A 17374-nucleotide genomic window follows, 5' to 3' on the forward strand; every position below is an offset into this window, starting at 1 on the left:
TCAATACAATGAAAAGGATTTTCAATATTATAGCAATACTTACAGGTCTGACTATATTTTGCAGCTGTAAGCATGTGCTGGATGCACCCTCTAAGTCTTCACTGGATGAATCGGTGATTTTCTCTACCCCTAGTCTGGCCAGGGGCGCTGTAGCAGGGATATTGCAATCGTTCGGCGAAACCAACTCTTACAGGGGCAGGTTCCTGGTTTATTATGGCATAAATACCGATGCAGAAGTATACAACACGCTGAAATCTGTTGACGACGATAAAGCCCGCTTGTCCAATTACAACACGAACGAAAACAATGGGCAGATGAATACCAGCGACAATGCCTGGGCGAAGTTTTATGAGGGAATTGAGCGGGCAAACCTGGCCATCAGAGGTTTAAGGGCTTATGGGAAGGTAGAGAGCAATGCGGAACTTGCCCAGATCCTGGGCGAAGTGCTGACCCTGCGTGCCGTATTGTACAATGACCTGATCAAGGGATGGGGCGATGTACCTGCACGCTTTGAACCCATTACTACGGCAACTTCTTATTTGCCAAGAAACGACAGGGACGTGATCTACAAACAGTTGCTGGCCGATCTGGACGAAGCAGCCGGTTATTTGCCATGGCCTAACGAATCGGCACTGACCACCAGTGTGGAACGGGTAAACAAGGCATTTGCAAAAGGCCTTAGGGCAAGGCTTGCCCTGGCTGCAGGCGGATATGCCCAGCGCCTCGATAAAACCGTACGGTTAAGCAATGATCCGGAACTTTCACGCGAAAAAATGTATGGTATAGCCAAAAAGGAATGTATGGACATCATTGTCAGCGGAAGATTAAAGCTGCTGGGTTTTGAAGAGGTATTCAGGAAGCTGAACGAAGAAAGTACGGCAGCCGGACAGGAATCTATGTGGGAAATCCCTTTTAGCGAAGGCAGGGGCAGGGTGATCTTTGACCTGGGCGTAAAACATACTACGGTAGACAAATATACCGGGCAGAACAAGGGCGGTACCAACGGGCCAAATCCGGTGATGTTATACGAATATGATAAAGATGATGTGCGCAGGGCCGTTACCATAACCCCTTACGAATGGACAAACGGCATACAGGTGCCGTCTGCTTTGGGAAGGCTCTATTTTGGTAAATACCGTTACGAATGGATGAAACGGAAAGTAACTTCGACAAACGATGATGGCTTGAACTGGATGTATATGCGTTATGCGGATGTTGTGCTGATGGCTGCGGAAGCTATCAATGAGCTGGATGGACCGGCAGCGGCAGCCCCTTACCTGAAAATGATCCGCGACAGGGCCTTCCCGAACAATCCGGCCAAAGTTACCACATTTATGGCCACAGCAACTGCCTCAAAAGCTGCGTTTTTTGATGCTATTGTCAATGAAAGGGCGCTGGAGTTTACCGGCGAGATGCTAAGGAAAGCTGATCTGATCCGCTGGAACCTTTTGGCTGCCAAGCTGGCCGAAGTAAAAGAAAAGCTGAGGTTGCTGGAAACCAGACAGGGAAAATATGCGGCTTTACCCACTAAAATTTATTACAAAACAGCTGCCGATGGGGAGACTGTTGACATTTACGGATTAAACTTTGGTGATACAGATGCCCAGGGACTGGCGTTAGGCTATACTTCCAATAAGACCTGGACCATGGCCTCAACAGGGGATGCAGTAAGCTATTGGGATGCCCTGTACAGGAATGATCCCAATAAGCAACAGTTCTGGCCAATATGGCTGTATTTTATTGAGACATCCAATAAAATGTTAAATAACGATAACCTGAAATAACAAATTCATACGGATATGAATATCAGCAATATTAAAATTAGTTTTGTCCTGCTTATGGCCCTGGCCTGTTTTTCGGGCTGTAAAAAGGATGAGCTGACCGAGATCACTACGCTAAAAGTAGACCGCGCATTTTCGCCTACAGGACTGGATGCGCGGGTAGTAAACCAAACCGGCCTGCGGCTGGACTGGAAAGCAGTAAACAACGCAAGCTCCTATACTATTGAGATTTTTGAAAATACAGATTTTTCTGGTACCTCTTTCAAATCTGTAAGCAATGTGACGTTCGACAAATTGCCTTATACCATTACCGGTCTGGGGGGTGCCACACAATATGCCGTAAGGGTAAAGGCCGTCGGCGATGGCGTAGCCGATTCGAAATGGGTAACTGCAACTTTTACAACCGATGCAGAGCAGATCTTCCAGGCTGTAGACCCAGCCAAATTAACAGCAAACGCGGTGATCCTGAACTGGCCCGCAGGTGAAACAGCGACCAGCATTATCGTTTCACCGGGTAACATTACCCATGCCGTTACACCAGCTGAAATTACAGCAGGCAGTGCTACCATTGCCGGACTTACCGGTGAGACGTTATATACCGCCAAGCTCATGAACGGTACCAAAGTAAGAGGTACCATTACCTTTACCACTTTGCTGGACCTGGGCGGGGCCACAGCGGTTTCGCCTTCGGATGACCTGGCGGCCCTGATCACCAATGCAAAGGCCGGTGATGTTTTTGCCCTCCTTCCGGGAACTTATAACATTAATGCAGACATTAGCCTTAACAAATCGATTTCGATCAAAGGGGCCAAACCTGCCGATAAACCTGTGGTCAATGGTTTGATCCTTAGGGTAAAGGGCAATGCGGGACTGACACTCAAAGACCTTGTACTGGATGGAACAACTGCGCTGAACGGCAACCAGGCCATCATTTACGATGAGGCTTCAGACAATGCTTATGGTAACCTTTCTGTTGAAAGTTGTGTGATCAGAAAATATGTAAAAGGATTGGTGTATGTGAACCTGAAGGCCCTGATCGAATCTGTAACATTTAAAGGCAATGTGATCAACGGCATAGAGTGCAATGGCGGTGATTTCATAGATTTCCGGAGTGGCCTGGCCAAGACACTTACCTTCCAGAACAATACTGTATACAATTCGGCCCTGGCAAGGGACCTATTCAGGATGGATCCTGCGGGCTCGACCAATTTTCCAAGCATTACTTCAGTAATCACTATAGCAAACAATACATTTAATGCCATTTGCAATGGGGCCAGTAACCGGATATTGTATGTACGCCTGACCCGACATGAGATTTACTTCAGCAAAAATATTGTGGCCAATTCGGGTGGGATACTTACCAACCAGACAGCTACCAATATTGTGACTGCCAATTTTGTGGGCAATAATTATTTCAATGCGCCAAATTATACAGCTGGAACAGGCACTGTCAAAAATGATACAGGTAGCTTTACCCAACTGAACCCTGGCTTTGTGGCCCCTGCAGATGGGAATTTTACACTGACCAACGGTGACCTGAAACTGAATGGGATAGGTGACCCAAGATGGAGATAGATTTTGTGAATGGATGAAAAATAAACAAAACTACCTGATTGTGCTCTCATTTTTGGTTACCTTTGCAGTGCTGGCTTTCAGGTTTGGGGACGAAAAGAAGATCAGGGTATACCTGGTCGGCGATTCGACCATGTCTATAAAACCCAGTTCCAAATATCCGGAAACGGGATGGGGAATGCCTTTTACCTATTTTTTTGACCAATCGGTAGTGGTCGAGAACCGTGCCCAGAATGGGCGCAGTACGCGGTCTTTTATAAACGAAGGGCGCTGGAAAGCGGTAAAGGACAGTTTAAGGCGAGGTGATTATGTGCTGATACAGTTTGGCCATAACGATGAAGTAAAAACAAAACCTACCTATACTACTGAAGCAGAGTTTAAAGCGAACCTGCTTCAGTATGTAAATGAAACTTTAGAGGCCCATTCTACCCCTATTTTGCTTACCCCGGTGGCCAGACGCAGTTTTGATACAACTGGAAAGGTACAGGAAACTCATGAACGTTACTCGCAGATTGTGAGGGACGTAGCCCGGAAAAAGGGAATAGCGCTGATTGATCTGGATAAAAAAAGTATGGCCCTGCTGCAGCAGTTTGGCGTTGAAAATTCTAAATTGCTTTTCAATAAACTGGAACCCGGACAAAACCCCAACTATCCGGCGGGGATTGATGACAATACCCATTTTAATGAGCTGGGGGCCAGAAGAATAGCAGAACTGGTTTTGCAGGAGATCAGAAGACTGGAACCTGAACTGGCCGGAAAGATTGTTAAACCGTAGTAAAGCATTTAATGAACAGCAACCGTCATTTATTTTTCATTGCGATCTTGTGTCTTATCGTTTATGGTACTTTTGCACAGCAGCCTGTAACAGAAAGGTATGTATCAAAGGTATGGCGGGCCGATCTTGGGAACGGTACCTACAAAAACCCGGTACTGAACGCAGATTACTCCGATCCTGATGCCGTTCGTGTTGGTGATGATTTTTACATGGTCGCTTCCAGTTTTGATGCTGTTCCCGGGCTTCCAGTACTGCATTCCAAAGACCTGGTGAACTGGCAGCTTATTGGACATGCGCTGAAACGACAGCCTCCTTTTGACCATTTTTCAAAAACGCAGCATGGCAATGGGGTTTGGGCACCTGCTATCCGCTACCACAATAAAACTTATTACATCTATTATCCGGACCCCGATTTCGGTATTTACCTCACAAAGGCCAAACATCCGGCCGGGCCATGGTCGGAGCCAGAACTGGTAGAAGCAGGAAAGGGCCTGATTGATCCCTGCCCTTTATGGGACGATGATGGCCGTAATTACCTCATTTACGCTTATGCGGGTAGTCGTGCCGGGATAAAAAGTGTGCTGGCTGTAAAACTGCTGAACCCTGAAGGCACAAAAACACTGGATGAGGGCGTACTGGTTTATGATGGCCATGAAACCGATCCGACTGTAGAGGGGCCAAAATTCTATAAACGGAATGGCTTTTACTACATTTTTGCCCCGGCAGGTGGGGTGGCCACAGGCTGGCAATTGGTCTTGCGCTCAAAGCACATCTATGGGCCCTACGAGCGAAAAGTGGTGATGGACCAGGGCAGTGGCCCAGTAAACGGGCCGCACCAGGGGGCATGGGTAAATACCCAGACAGGCGAAGACTGGTTCCTGCATTTTCAGGACAAGGGTGTTTATGGCCGTGTAGTGCATCTTCAGCCCATGAAGTGGATAAACGACTGGCCGGTTATCGGTCTCGATAAAGATGGCGATGGCAAAGGTGAGCCTGTACTGGTATACCGTAAGCCAAATGCAGGTAAGCAGTACGCGCCTTGTTCTCCTGCCGAAAGCGACGAATTTAATGGCCCTACCCTGGGCCTGCAATGGCAATGGCAGGCAAACCCTAAGCCTGTATGGGCTTTTATGCATGCGCAGAAAGGGGTATTGAGGTTGTATTCGGACCAGCTGCCTGAAGGTGCCAGGAATTACTGGGAACTGCCCAATATCCTGATGCAGAAGTTTCCTGCGGATGAATTTATGGCGACTGTAAAGCTCACATTTTCACCCAATGAAAAGATAGAAAATGAGAAAGCGGGCCTGATTGTTATGGGACAAAGCTATGCCAGCTTGGCCATTAAACGGAAGAAGGAAGGGAATTTCCTGGTTTATACGGTATGTGAAGCTGCTGCTAAAGGAAGGCCCGAAACTGAAAACGCCCTGACAAAATTAAAGGCGGCACAACTTTTTCTAAGGCTAAGCGTGAGAAAGAATGGCATTTGCAATTTCTTTTATAGCCTTGACGGCATGAAATTTGAACCTGCAGGAGATACTTTTCAGGCAGAGCCCGGACAATGGATCGGCGCTAAAATGGGACTTTTCTGCAGCAGGGAAACCAAAATAAACGATTCGGGCTATGCAGACTTCGACTGGTTCCGTGTTGAACCAATTCACTAAAACCTACGTAAAAATGAAGATGAAATTTCTGATTTTGCTTTTTCTTATCGGTACCAGCGGGGTATCAATGGCACAGGTTGCAGCTTTTCCCAAAGAGATAACCGTTGCTGCCGATGGAAGTGGTGATTTTAAATGCATCCAGGAGGCGATCAATTCGGTGAGGGACCTGGGGCAGGAGCGGATAAGGATTTATATCAGAAAAGGTACTTATCCCGAAAAACTGGTCATTCCGTCATGGAAAACCAATATTTCCCTGGTAGGGGAAGACAGGGACCTGACCGTCATCAGCAATGCCGATTTTTCTGGTAAGCCGTATCCCGGGGGTAGGGACGAGACCGGTAGGGACAAGTTTGGAACTTTCAATTCCTATACTGTACTGGTACAGGGAAATGACGTGGTTTTGGAAAACCTGACCATTGCCAACACCGCTGGACCGGTAGGACAAGCCGTTGCTTTGCATGCAGAGGGTGATCGTTTTGTGGCAAAGAACTGTAAAATGCTGGGGTATCAGGATACGCTGTATGCCACCAAAGCGCAAAGCAGGCAATTTTATCTGAATTGTTATATTGAAGGTACAACAGATTTTATTTTCGGGCAGGCCACAGCATTTTTTCTGCATTGTACCATTCACAGCCTGAGCAGTTCCTACATTACTGCCGCTTCAACAACAGCCAACCAGAAATATGGTTTTGTATTTCAGGATTGCAGGCTGACGGCCGCAGAAAAAGCAACCAAGGTTTACCTGGGCAGGCCCTGGAGGCCCTATGCCAAAACAGTGTTCCTGAATTGCGACCTAGGCGGGCACATCACTGCCGAGGGATGGAACCCCTGGAAAGGTGACGCCATGTTTCCCGATAAGGAAAAAACAGCATACTATGCCGAGTTTGGAAACAGGGGCGAGGGGGCCGGCACGAAATCACGTGTGGCCTGGTCGCACCGGCTTACTGCCAGCCAGGCAAAATTATATACTCTAAAAAATGTACTCGGTGGCCAGGATAACTGGAAGCCATTAAATTGATGATGATGACGCATAAAACCTTATTTCAACACTTAAGCACCCTTGTTTTTGTATGTACAACCGTATTCTTTAACGCAAATGGTCAGTCGCCGGCCAGGGTATGGACCAAAACTGCACAGCCTTTAACTGAAATGGCGGCAGTGCGGAAGCTGATCAAAGCCCCGGTTTTCCCAAAAAGGGATTTTCCGGTTACAAAATACGGGGCCATAGGCGATGGGAAAACCCTGAACACTGAGGCCTTTAAAAAAGCGATTGCCGCCTGTGCCAAAAGTGGCGGCGGCAGGGTTCTGGTGCCGCTTGGTAACTTTTTAACCGGTGCCGTCCATCTTAAAAGCAACGTGAACCTACACCTGGCCGACAGTGCAAAAATTACCTTCAGTGCAAACCCTACGCATTATCCTATTGTGTTCGGGCGTTGGGAGGGAATGGAACTGATGAACTACTCTGCGCTCATCTATGCTTACGGACAAAACAACATTGCTATTACAGGTAAAGGTATCCTTGATGGTGGTGCAAACTATGATAACTGGTATTCCTGGAATGCAGTACGACCTTCCAAACAAACCGGGGCCAGGGCCCGCCTGCAGGAAATGAACTGGAAGGAAACAGCACCTAAAAAGCGGATTTTTGGTGATGGGGATTTTTTACGTCCCAATTTCATACAACTTTATAGCTGCAATAACATCCGTATAGCAGATGTTAAAATGATCAATTCGCCCATGTGGAACGTGAACCCGGTATTGTGCGAAAATGTAACTGTAGAAAACCTGAGGATCACTTCGCACGGCCCCAACACAGATGGCGTTGATCCTGAGTCCTGCAAAAATGTGCTGATCCGGAATTGTTATTTTGATACCGGAGACGATTGTATTGCCATCAAATCCGGCAGGGACCATGATGGAAGGCGCATTGCAAAACCTGCAGAAAACCATATCATTGAAGGCTGCGAAATGAAGGACGGTCATGGTGGTGTGGTGATCGGCAGCGAGATATCAGGAGGGGCCAGGAATATCTTTGCCGTTAACTGTATTATGGATAGTCCAAACCTGGACAGGGTGCTGAGACTGAAAACCAGTTCGAGCAGGGGTGGCATTATAGAAAATGTTTTCATGAAAGACATCAGGGTAGGTGCCTATCGCGATGCTGCGGTAACCTGTAACATGTTTTACGAACAAGCAGGCAAATTTATGCCGATAATCAGGAACATCTGGGTAGAAAACCTGGATGTGGAAAAAGGCGGCGATTATGGCCTTTTTATCCATGCCTATCAGGAATCGCCGGTAGAAAACCTGAGAATGGTAAACTGTAACATACGGGGAGTAAAAACACCGGTAAAAGCAGACCACGTTAAACAGCTTAAACTGGAGAACGTTAGCATTAACGGCAGTTTGGTTAAAGGTTTATTTCCTGATAAATAATTCTGTGTCTATTACCCGGTGTTCGAAGTCTGTTACTGGGTATTTGCTTTCAATCAGCTGTAGCAGCATTTCTGTGGCTTTTTCGCCCATTTCAAAAGCGGGCTGCCTTACGGAACTGATGGGATATCCGAAAAGGTCCAGTACATCTGAATTGCTGAAACCTGCAACGGCGATTTGATCGGGAACACTGATGTTCAGTTTTTTAAGTACCTCCAGGCAACCGATAGAAAGGCGGTCGCCGGCAATAAATATCGCATCGGGTTTATCCTTCAGCGCCATCAATTCCTTAACTGCCTGTTCTGTTTCTTCGGGGAACATGCCCCCATGTATACAGTGTTTAACGTATTCTTTACGCCATGGAATACCATGCTGATCCAATGCTAAAGCATAGCCCCGCAGGCGTTCAATGCTGATAGACAGCTGCGGGGAACTGGTCAGGTGAGCAATTTTCCTGTGGCCCGACCGGATCAGCAGGGCTGTGGCATCGAATGCACCCTGTTCATTGTTGGCAGTTATTTTATGGGTTTCGATATCGCCGGGTACACGGTCAAAGAATACCATGGGCAAGCCCTGATTATGCAGGTGTTTTAAATGGGAGGTGTCTTCTGTTTCGGCAGATAAGGAAACCAGCAGGCCATCTACGGAACGCGAGGCCAGGTGCTGTACGTTTATCTTTTCACGGGCATAGGATTCATGAGTTTGTGTAATGATAACGTGATACCCTTTATCGTACGCAATAGATTCTATGCCGCTAATGGCCTGCGAAAAGTAATGGTTGGCCACTTCGCTGACCACCACACCAATAGATTTGCTGCGCCTTTCTTTCAGGCTCAAAGCATTGGGATTGGGCTGGTAGTTTATTTTTTCGGCATATTCCAATACCAGTTTCTTTGTTTTTGCACTGATCTCGTAAGTATCCCTTAAGGCCCTTGAAACCGTTGAAGTGGAAAGGCCCAGGGCCCTGGCGATGTCTTTTAAGGTGGGTGGTTCAAACATAAGCTTGCTGGATCGGATGCCGCTTTCTTTATTATACAATAATAGCAGATATTTCTCATTGCCGGCAACGATTGCACAGTTATTTTAAGCCTTTTTGTTCCAATCTTATCTAAAACTATGTAGACTTGTTTTGATAATCCTATCAGGTTTAATTTTTTATTTCAGGCATGAACAAAGCTGTAGCCATTATATTGAGCGTTCCGTTATTTCTCTTATCAGGTTATACCCAGGCACAACAAAAAGGGGTAAAAAAGCCCTACTCTTTTGATAACCTCCCCGTGGTAGCGAAGACCGCATTTAAAAAGGATACGATCAGCATCTTGAAATACGGTGCAAAGAACGATGGGAGAAGCCTGAATACCCTGAGCATTAACCAGGCCATTGTGGCGTGCAGCAAAAAGGGTGGCGGTGTGGTGGTTATCCCTGAAGGTTTCTGGATTACAGGGCCTGTTGAATTGAAAAGCAACGTGAACCTGCATCTTAAAAAGAATGCTTTGCTGCAGTTTACAAGTGATTTTGACCAGTACCCCCTTGTAGAAGGTAATTGGGAGGGGCTGCCGCAGATGCGGAACCAATCGCCAATATGGGCCAATAACCAGGAAAATATAGCCATAACAGGTTATGGCATTATTGATGGTGCAGGTGAGGCCTGGCGGATGGTGAAGAAAGAAAAATTAACCGAAAGCCAATGGAAAAAGCTGATCGCTTCGGGTGGGGTAGTTGCAGCGGACAAAAAGAGCTGGTATCCTTCGGAGCAGTCCTATAAAGCCTCTAAAATGAAGCATCCGGGATTGATCTCCAATGAAAAGGATGCAGCTTATTATGCCTCGATCAAAGATTTTCTGAGACCCAATATGGTGGTACTGAACCGTTGTAAGCGTATATTGCTGGAAGGTGTTACTTTCCAGAATTCGCCCGCCTGGAACCTGCACCCCCTGATGTCGGAAGATCTTGTACTGAGGAATGTACATGTGAAAAATCCCTGGTATGCACAAAACGGGGACGGGATAGACATAGAGTCCTGTAAAAATGTTTTGATAGAAGACAGTACGTTCGACGTAGGCGATGATGGCATCTGCATTAAATCCGGTCGTGATGAGGCCGGCCGTAAGCGTGGCTTACCTACAGAAAATGTAATTGTCCGGAACAGCACCGTATATCATGCCCATGGCGGCTTTGTAATAGGCAGCGAAATGTCTGGCGGGGCAAGGAACATCTTTGTGTCCGACTGTACCTTCATCGGCACCGATATTGGCCTGCGTTTCAAAACTGCAAGAGGACGTGGTGGCGTCGTAGAAAACATCCATGCAAGGAACATCAACATGAAAGACATTCCGGGCGAAGCCATTCTTTTTGATATGTATTATGCGGCGGTAGATCCCGTACCGCTGACAGGTGAAAAAAGAGATGCACCAAAGGTAGAACTGCTGCCGGTTACAGCAGCCACACCTGTGTTCAGAAAGTTCTACATCAACAACGTGGTATGCGATGGTGCTGCCAAGGCAGTCTTTATAAGGGGGCTACCCGAAATGAACATCAGTGATATTTACCTGGACAATTTAACTATAAAGGCCAAAGAAGGCTTGGATATACAGGAAGCAAAAAATATCCGCTTGTCAGACATCCGCCTGGATGTAGACAATGCCAGTCCACTTGTCAGTATTATGAACGGCAATGCCATAAAACTGGAGCGATTAATGTATACCAATGCCGGTCTGTTGCTGGATATAAATGGCAACAGGAACAGCAGCATCAGTTTGTCGGGCACGGATACAACCAAAGCCAAAACTCCTGTTGAATTCGGAGCAGGTGTTGCAAGTTCTGTTTTAAGTATCGAAAAATAACATCAATTAAACTATTGTATATGAAATTATTTGTTCTGATTTGTTTCTTTTACCTGGGCCTGGGGCCTGTAAAGCTGCATGCACAAACTTTGGAAACCGATGCAGTAGCCGAAAATATGTTAGTTTACCAGCGCAGTATAGGTGGCTGGCCCAAGGCGGTAGGCAAAGTTGTGGTAGATTACAATAAACAGCTTTCTGAAACGGAAAAGAAAACCATAAAGGCCGATTCCCTGCACAATGATGCAACCATAGACAATAAGGCCACGAGTAAGGAGATCAGGTACCTGGTCTCTGCAGCCAAAAACAAACACAACCCGAGGTATCTGGCAGCTGCCCAAAAAGGGGTAGATTACCTGCTGCTGTCGCAGTACGAAAACGGAGGCTGGTCGCAATACTACCCTGACCACAGCCTATACAGGGGCGAGATCACCTATAACGACAATGCAATGATCAATGTGCTGAACATTTTGCAGGACATTGTGGAAGGTAAAAATGACTTTGATCAGTTAAACGCTACCTATCAGTCCAAAGCTGCAGCTGCGGTTCAGAAGGGGATAGACTGTATCCTGAATACCCAGGTGGTAGTAAACGGAACGCCTACCGTATGGTGTGCACAATACGATGAAAAAACGCTGAAACCCGCTAAGGCCAGGTCTTTCGAACTGATCTCACTGAGTGGTGCGGAATCTGTGGGCATTACCGAATTCCTGATGCGCATAAAAAAGCCTTCGCCTGCCATTGTAAATGCAGTGAAAAATGCGGTAAACTGGTTTGAGAAATCTAAAATAGAGGGTTATGATTTTGTTTTTGTTGAGGCAAAGGGTACGGCGCTGGGTAAAGACCGTGTGCTGGTCAAAAAACCGGGATCGGTACTTTGGGCGCGTTTTTATGATATAGGTACAAATGAGCCTTTTTTTTGTGGCCGCGATAGTGTAAAAAGAAAGACCGTTGCTGAAATTGAACAGGAAAGACGCATAGGCTATGCCTGGTACGGCACCTGGGCCGAACCTTTACTGCAAAAAAAATACCCTGCCTGGCTTAAGAAAAATTAATGCGCTCACGCAAACGTTACCGATAACGTTTGCGTAAATAATTACCCTGAAACAGGGTTTTTAACTAGTAATAATTGCGTAGAATTGTTTTACGACCTTATATATAAGAAGATGACTTTATCAAAAAATGCTTTGGCCGGCCTGGAACCTGCTGATCTCGACCTTCCAAAAGAAGGGCTGTTTGACCTCCCCGAAAAAGTGCTGCAATTTGGAACAGGCGTGCTGTTGCGCGGATTGCCGGATTACTTTGTAGACAAAGCCAACAAAAAGGGATTGTTTAACGGCAGGGTAGTGGTGGTAAAATCCACCAGCAAAGGCGGCACTGCAGAATTTGATGAACAGGATAGTTTATATACCATATGCGTACGGGGAATTGAGAACGGGCAACCTGTTGAGGAAAATATCATCTCCTCGGCCATCAGCCGTGTGCTCACAGCCGATCAGCAATGGGAAGAGATATTGGCTGTTGCGACATCGCCTTTATTAAAGGTCATCGTTTCCAATACCACGGAAGTGGGGATTCAGTTGCTTGAAGAAAGGATCCACGAGAAAGTGCCAGCATCATTTCCTGCAAAATTGTTGGCGGTGTTATATGCCCGCTATAAAGCACTTGGCGAGAGCGAGGACAGTGAACTGGTTGTAATTGCAACCGAGCTGATATCGGATAACGGTAAAAAACTGGAAGCCATTGTGCGCCAGCTTGCTACATTTAATCAGCTGGATGAGGCATTTGTAAAATGGCTGGATGCAAATATCCATTTCTGCAATTCGTTGGTAGACCGCATTGTGCCTGGTAAGCCTGATGATGCTGCACTCGAAAAGCTGGAAGCAGAGCTGGGCTATAAAGACCAGCTGCTCATCATGGCAGAACCCTATCGTTTATGGGCCATTGAAGGCGATCAAAATATTACTGAACTTTTAGGCCTGGAAGCAGCAGATCATGGCATTATTGTTAGGCGCGATATTGAGATATTTAAAGAATTAAAAGTGCGTTTGCTGAATGGTTCGCATACGCTCACATCAGGGATTGCTTACCTGTTGGGCATCGATACGGTTACCAAAGCCATGAACGATAAGGCAACGCGGAACTATGTGAATGAACTGATGATGCAGGAGATTGTGGGGGCTATCCCTTACGATGTACCGGAACAAGAAGCGGTAACTTTCGCTAATACTGTGATAGATCGCTTTGCTAATCCCAGTATTCAACACCTCTGGATCAACATTACTTTTCAGTATACCATGAAAATGAAGATCAGAATATTGCCTGTACTGCTCAACTATTACAAACTGTACAATAGGGTGCCTTCGCATATAGCCTTTGGCTTTGCTGCATTTTTGCTGTTCATGAGATCTGATAAACAAGATGGTAACCAATATTTTGGGAACTACAATGGTCATGTCTATGCAATAACCGATGATGAGGCAGCCTATTTTTATAATGCAGCAAAGCAAAGCGGCCCGGATTATGTAAATTTAGTATTGGCCGACCATAAGGTATGGGGTACAGACCTATCTGCTTTAAGCGGGTTTAATGAAACGGTACAAGAGAATTACAACAACATATTGAAATATGGCATGCCTGAGGCGTTAGCCAGGCTACAAGAAACAATACAAATATCAAAATGAAACAACGAATATTAAAGGTTCATCCAAAAGATAATGTGCTGGTTGCACTTTCGGACCTTGCAAAAGGTGAGGAGGTGATTTATGAAGGGGAATCTTATTTACTGACAGATAATGTACCGGCCAAACATAAGTTTACGACTACCGACCTGGCCGCCGGAGATAAAGTAGTCATGTATGGTGTTCTGGTAGGTAAGGCCCAGATGGACATTCCGGTAGGTTCCATCCTCACTACAAGTAATATCAAACACGCAACGACAGAATTTAATACAACGGATGCGCATGTTGACTGGCAGAAACCTGATGTCGACGCCTGGAAAGATAAAACTTTTCTGGGCTTTCACCGTAGCGACGGGCAAGTAGGAACAGCCAATTACTGGTTGGTGATTCCAATGGTTTTTTGTGAGAACAGGAACCTGGAAGTACTACAGGAAGCCTTGATGAATAACCTGGGCTATGGAAGAAATGAAACTTACCAGCAGCAGGCCAAAGAACTGATGGCCCTTTATGAAAAAGGAGCCGGTGTAAGTGAAATCCTGAATGCGCAGCTTACCTATTCGGAGCAAACCCAAAAACAGAATCGCATGTTCCCCAATGTAGACGGGATCAAGTTTTTAACGCATACAGGTGGCTGTGGTGGTACCCGTCAGGATTCAGAAACCTTGTGCGGATTACTGGCCGGATACATTACCCATCCCAATGTAGCAGGAGCAACAGTGCTGAGCCTGGGTTGCCAGAATGCTCAGGTAAGTATCCTTAAGGAAGAAATAGAGAAGAGAAGCAGAAATTTTGATAAACCTATATATATACTGGATCAGCAAACTATAGGTAAAGAGTCGGAGTTGCTAAGCCAGGCCATAAAGCAGACTTTCGCCGGATTGATCCAGGCCAATGCGAATGAGAGAAAGCCAGCACCGCTAAGTAAATTATGTATAGGTTTGGAATGTGGTGGCTCCGATGGTTTTTCAGGTATTTCTGCCAATCCGGCAATTGGTTACGCGTCAGATCTGCTGGTTGCACTGGGGGGATCGGTAATCCTTGCTGAATTCCCGGAACTTTGCGGGGTAGAACAGAACCTGAGCGACCGATGTGTAGATAAGGAAGATGCTGAGCGCTTTGAATACCTGATGAAAACCTATAGCAAAAGAGCTACGGAAGCAGGTTCTGGATTTGATATGAACCCTTCACCAGGCAACATTAAGGATGGCCTGATCACAGATGCCATTAAATCGGCCGGAGCCGCCAAAAAAGGGGGAACCTCTCCGGTAGTTGCAGTATTGGATTATCCTGAAAAAGTATTTAAACCCGGACTAAACCTGTTGTGCACGCCTGGAAACGATGTGGAATCTACCACAGCGGAAGTGGGCTCGGGCGCAAACGTGGTGCTTTTTACAACCGGACTGGGTACACCAACCGGAAATCCTATTGCACCCGTGGTCAAAATATCAAGCAATACCAAATTGTTTAACAAAATGAGTGATATTATCGATCTGGATACCGGGCCGATTATTGAAGGTGAGGAAACCATAGAGCAGGCTGGGAGCAGAATTTTAAACTATGTGATTGACGTAGCCAGCGGAGTAACCACGGTAAGTGCTGTGCGCCATGTTCAAGACGACTTTATTCCATGGAAGAGAGGGGTTTCGTTATAAGAGACCTGAAAAATATTGAATGAAGAGCATAATACCTTATATAACTAATGTATGAAGAAATTTTTAGACGAGAATTTTTTATTGGAAAGCAAAACAGCTCAGTCGCTGTACCATGATTTTGCCAAACAGATGCCGGTGATAGATTATCATAACCATTTGATCCCTGAACAAATGGCAAATGACATCAATTTTGAGAATATTACCCAGGCCTGGCTTTATGGCGACCATTATAAGTGGCGTGCCATGCGTGCCAACGGTATAGATGAATATTATATTACAGGCGGAGCGTCTGATCTCGAAAAGTTCAAGAAATGGGCCGAAACTGTTCCTTATACTTTGAGGAATCCCTTATACCACTGGACCCATCTGGAACTGCAAAGGTATTTTGATGTATACGATGTCTTGTCGCCCGCCAACGCCGAGCGCATTTACAATGAATGTACGGCCAAACTTCAGACACCAGAATATTCTGTGCTGAACCTGCTGCGCAAAATGAATGTGAAAACATTGTGTACTACAGATGATCCACTGGATAACCTGGAATTTCATCAGAAACTTAAAAACGATGAGGTAGACATTAAAATTTTCCCCGCTTTCAGACCTGATAAAGCTATGAATGCAGATGATATTTCCGGTTTGAATGCTTATATCAATAAGCTTGCAGGGTTGTCGGGCTCAAGGATCAATAACCTGGACGACTATCTCGCTGCTTTAAAGGCCCGCCATGATTATTTTGCAGCCAATGGCTGTACGGTTTCGGATCACGGACTGGAACAGATCTATGCTGAAGACTATACCCTTGAAGAAGTAAAGGTCATCTTTGTAAAGATCCGGAGCAATACCGCCTTGACCTTAGAAGAAGTACTGAAGTTTAAATCGGCGATGCTGTTTGAATTTGCACTTTGGGACCACGAAAAGGGTTGGGTGCAGCAATACCATCTGGGTGCTTTAAGAAATAACAACGACAGACTGCTGACTCAGCTGGGACCGGATACCGGGTTTGATTCGATTGGTGATTTTAGTCAGGCCAAACAATTGTCACGTTTTCTGAATAATCTGGACGGTCAGAACCGATTGGCAAAAACCATATTGTATAACCTTAACCCTGCCGACAATGAATTAATGGCTACCATGATTGGTAACTATAATGACGGAACGGTTGCCGGTAAAGTGCAATGGGGTTCGGGCTGGTGGTTCCTCGATCAAAAGGACGGAATGATTAAACAGATCAATACGCTTTCTAATATGGGACTTTTGAGCCGTTTTGTAGGGATGCTTACCGATTCCAGGAGTTTTCTTTCTTATCCGCGCCATGAATATTTCAGAAGGATCTTGTGCAACCTGTTTGGAGAAGATGTAGAAAAGGGTGAATTACCAGACGACAGGGAATGGCTTGGAAAAGTCATCCAGGATATTTGCTACAATAACGCGAAGGCGTATTTTAAGTTTTAGAACTTGGTGTAAACTTACTTTTTATTAATTTTAGATTGGCCCATGAGACGTGAAAGTTTTATGGTTTTTTTTGTGTGGTATCCGGAGGCTCTATATGCTTTAGCTAGATTTTGCCTGTTCACATTTTTCTGGGCTGCTTTGCCGCCATCCACAAAAGGGTACTTTTTTGTGAAGAAAGTTAGTGGAATGTGTATATGAAGTGGGGGCTGGCTGGCTGTTTTTTGCCTTTGCTTTACTGAAATAGACTGGGAACAAATAAGCTGAGGGGTTTGTTTTTGAAGTATTTCAATTTTTTCTTCTTGTTATTTAGTGAGTTAAGTTTTTTATTAAGAAAAGGTATTGTGAATAGTTTGCGGGGGATGATTTTTTTTCTACTTTTGCAACCCGCTTCGGAGGAAGTGAAACGGTGAGGTTGATTAGAGAAGGTTGATTTGAGGAGATGAAGAAGTAGATTGCTTTGGTTATTGTATTTCTTATTGTTGAGCTGAGAGGCATTGAAAACAGGGAGAAAAAAAAGTTTAAAAAAA

13 protein-coding genes are annotated in these 17374 nt (G+C 45.6%); 11 read left to right on the forward strand and 2 right to left on the reverse strand.

Annotation, left to right across the window (positions count from 1 at the left end; all coding sequences use genetic code 11):
* The first annotated feature begins 8 nt into the window (after positions 1 to 8).
* The 6 genes from B9A91_RS23800 to B9A91_RS23825 are packed head-to-tail and all read left to right on the forward strand — an operon-like array spanning position 9 to position 8225.
* Positions 9 to 1784 carry a RagB/SusD family nutrient uptake outer membrane protein gene (locus B9A91_RS23800; protein ID WP_084241574.1) on the forward strand — a complete coding sequence of 592 codons (1776 nt, stop codon included), beginning with the start codon at positions 9 to 11 and terminating at the stop codon, positions 1782 to 1784.
* A gap of 15 nt (positions 1785 to 1799) precedes the next feature.
* Positions 1800 to 3356, forward strand: a complete 1557-nt coding sequence (locus tag B9A91_RS23805) for a DUF4957 domain-containing protein (protein ID WP_235012671.1) — start codon at positions 1800 to 1802, stop codon at positions 3354 to 3356.
* A 13-nt stretch (positions 3357 to 3369) separates the two neighbouring features.
* Positions 3370 to 4128, forward strand: coding sequence for a rhamnogalacturonan acetylesterase (locus tag B9A91_RS23810; RefSeq protein WP_084241576.1), 759 nt, complete (start codon positions 3370 to 3372; stop codon positions 4126 to 4128).
* An 11-nt stretch (positions 4129 to 4139) separates the two neighbouring features.
* A complete protein-coding gene (locus tag B9A91_RS23815; protein WP_084241577.1) occupies positions 4140 to 5789 on the forward strand; it encodes a glycoside hydrolase family 43 protein in 1650 nt (549 codons plus the stop codon).
* A gap of 13 nt (positions 5790 to 5802) precedes the next feature.
* Positions 5803 to 6807 carry a pectinesterase family protein gene (locus B9A91_RS23820; protein WP_235012672.1) on the forward strand — a complete coding sequence of 335 codons (1005 nt, stop codon included), beginning with the start codon at positions 5803 to 5805 and terminating at the stop codon, positions 6805 to 6807.
* Positions 6807 to 8225 carry a glycoside hydrolase family 28 protein gene (locus B9A91_RS23825; RefSeq protein ID WP_235012673.1) on the forward strand — a complete coding sequence of 473 codons (1419 nt, stop codon included), beginning with the start codon at positions 6807 to 6809 and terminating at the stop codon, positions 8223 to 8225. Before B9A91_RS23820 ends, B9A91_RS23825 begins: the two co-directional genes overlap by 1 nt.
* On the opposite strand, the gene B9A91_RS23830 is transcribed toward B9A91_RS23825, so the two are convergent.
* A complete protein-coding gene (locus B9A91_RS23830; RefSeq protein WP_084241588.1) occupies positions 8208 to 9221 on the reverse strand; it encodes a LacI family DNA-binding transcriptional regulator in 1014 nt (337 codons plus the stop codon). The genes B9A91_RS23825 and B9A91_RS23830 overlap by 18 nt on opposite strands.
* A 167-nt stretch (positions 9222 to 9388) precedes the next feature.
* On the opposite strand from B9A91_RS23830, the gene B9A91_RS23835 reads away from it, so the two are divergent.
* The 5 genes from B9A91_RS23835 (at position 9389) to uxaC (ending at position 16847) form a co-directional block, all read left to right on the forward strand.
* Positions 9389 to 11065, forward strand: coding sequence for a glycoside hydrolase family 28 protein (locus B9A91_RS23835; RefSeq protein ID WP_084241579.1), 1677 nt, complete (start codon positions 9389 to 9391; stop codon positions 11063 to 11065).
* Positions 11066 to 11085: 20 nt separating this feature from the next.
* Positions 11086 to 12117: a pectate lyase gene (pelA, locus tag B9A91_RS23840; RefSeq protein ID WP_084241580.1), complete on the forward strand. Its 1032-nt coding sequence runs from the start codon at positions 11086 to 11088 to the stop codon at positions 12115 to 12117.
* 111 nt (positions 12118 to 12228) lie between these two features.
* Positions 12229 to 13746, forward strand: a complete 1518-nt coding sequence (locus tag B9A91_RS23845) for a tagaturonate reductase (protein WP_084241581.1) — start codon at positions 12229 to 12231, stop codon at positions 13744 to 13746.
* Positions 13743 to 15395 carry a UxaA family hydrolase gene (locus tag B9A91_RS23850; protein ID WP_084241582.1) on the forward strand — a complete coding sequence of 551 codons (1653 nt, stop codon included), beginning with the start codon at positions 13743 to 13745 and terminating at the stop codon, positions 15393 to 15395. The genes B9A91_RS23845 and B9A91_RS23850 overlap by 4 nt, the downstream gene beginning before the upstream one ends.
* A 51-nt stretch (positions 15396 to 15446) precedes the next feature.
* The gene (gene uxaC, locus B9A91_RS23855; protein ID WP_084241583.1) at positions 15447 to 16847 is read left to right on the forward strand and encodes a glucuronate isomerase; all 1401 of its coding nucleotides are present in this window, start codon (positions 15447 to 15449) and stop codon (positions 16845 to 16847) included.
* A 232-nt stretch (positions 16848 to 17079) separates the two neighbouring features.
* Here the strand turns inward: uxaC and B9A91_RS24440 are convergent.
* A partial coding sequence (locus B9A91_RS24440; protein ID WP_235012674.1) for a hypothetical protein occupies positions 17080 to 17374 on the reverse strand: 295 nt, incomplete at its 5' end.

The sequence above is a fragment of the Pedobacter africanus genome (genome assembly GCF_900176535.1).
Lineage (GTDB): Bacteria > Bacteroidota > Bacteroidia > Sphingobacteriales > Sphingobacteriaceae > Pedobacter > Pedobacter africanus.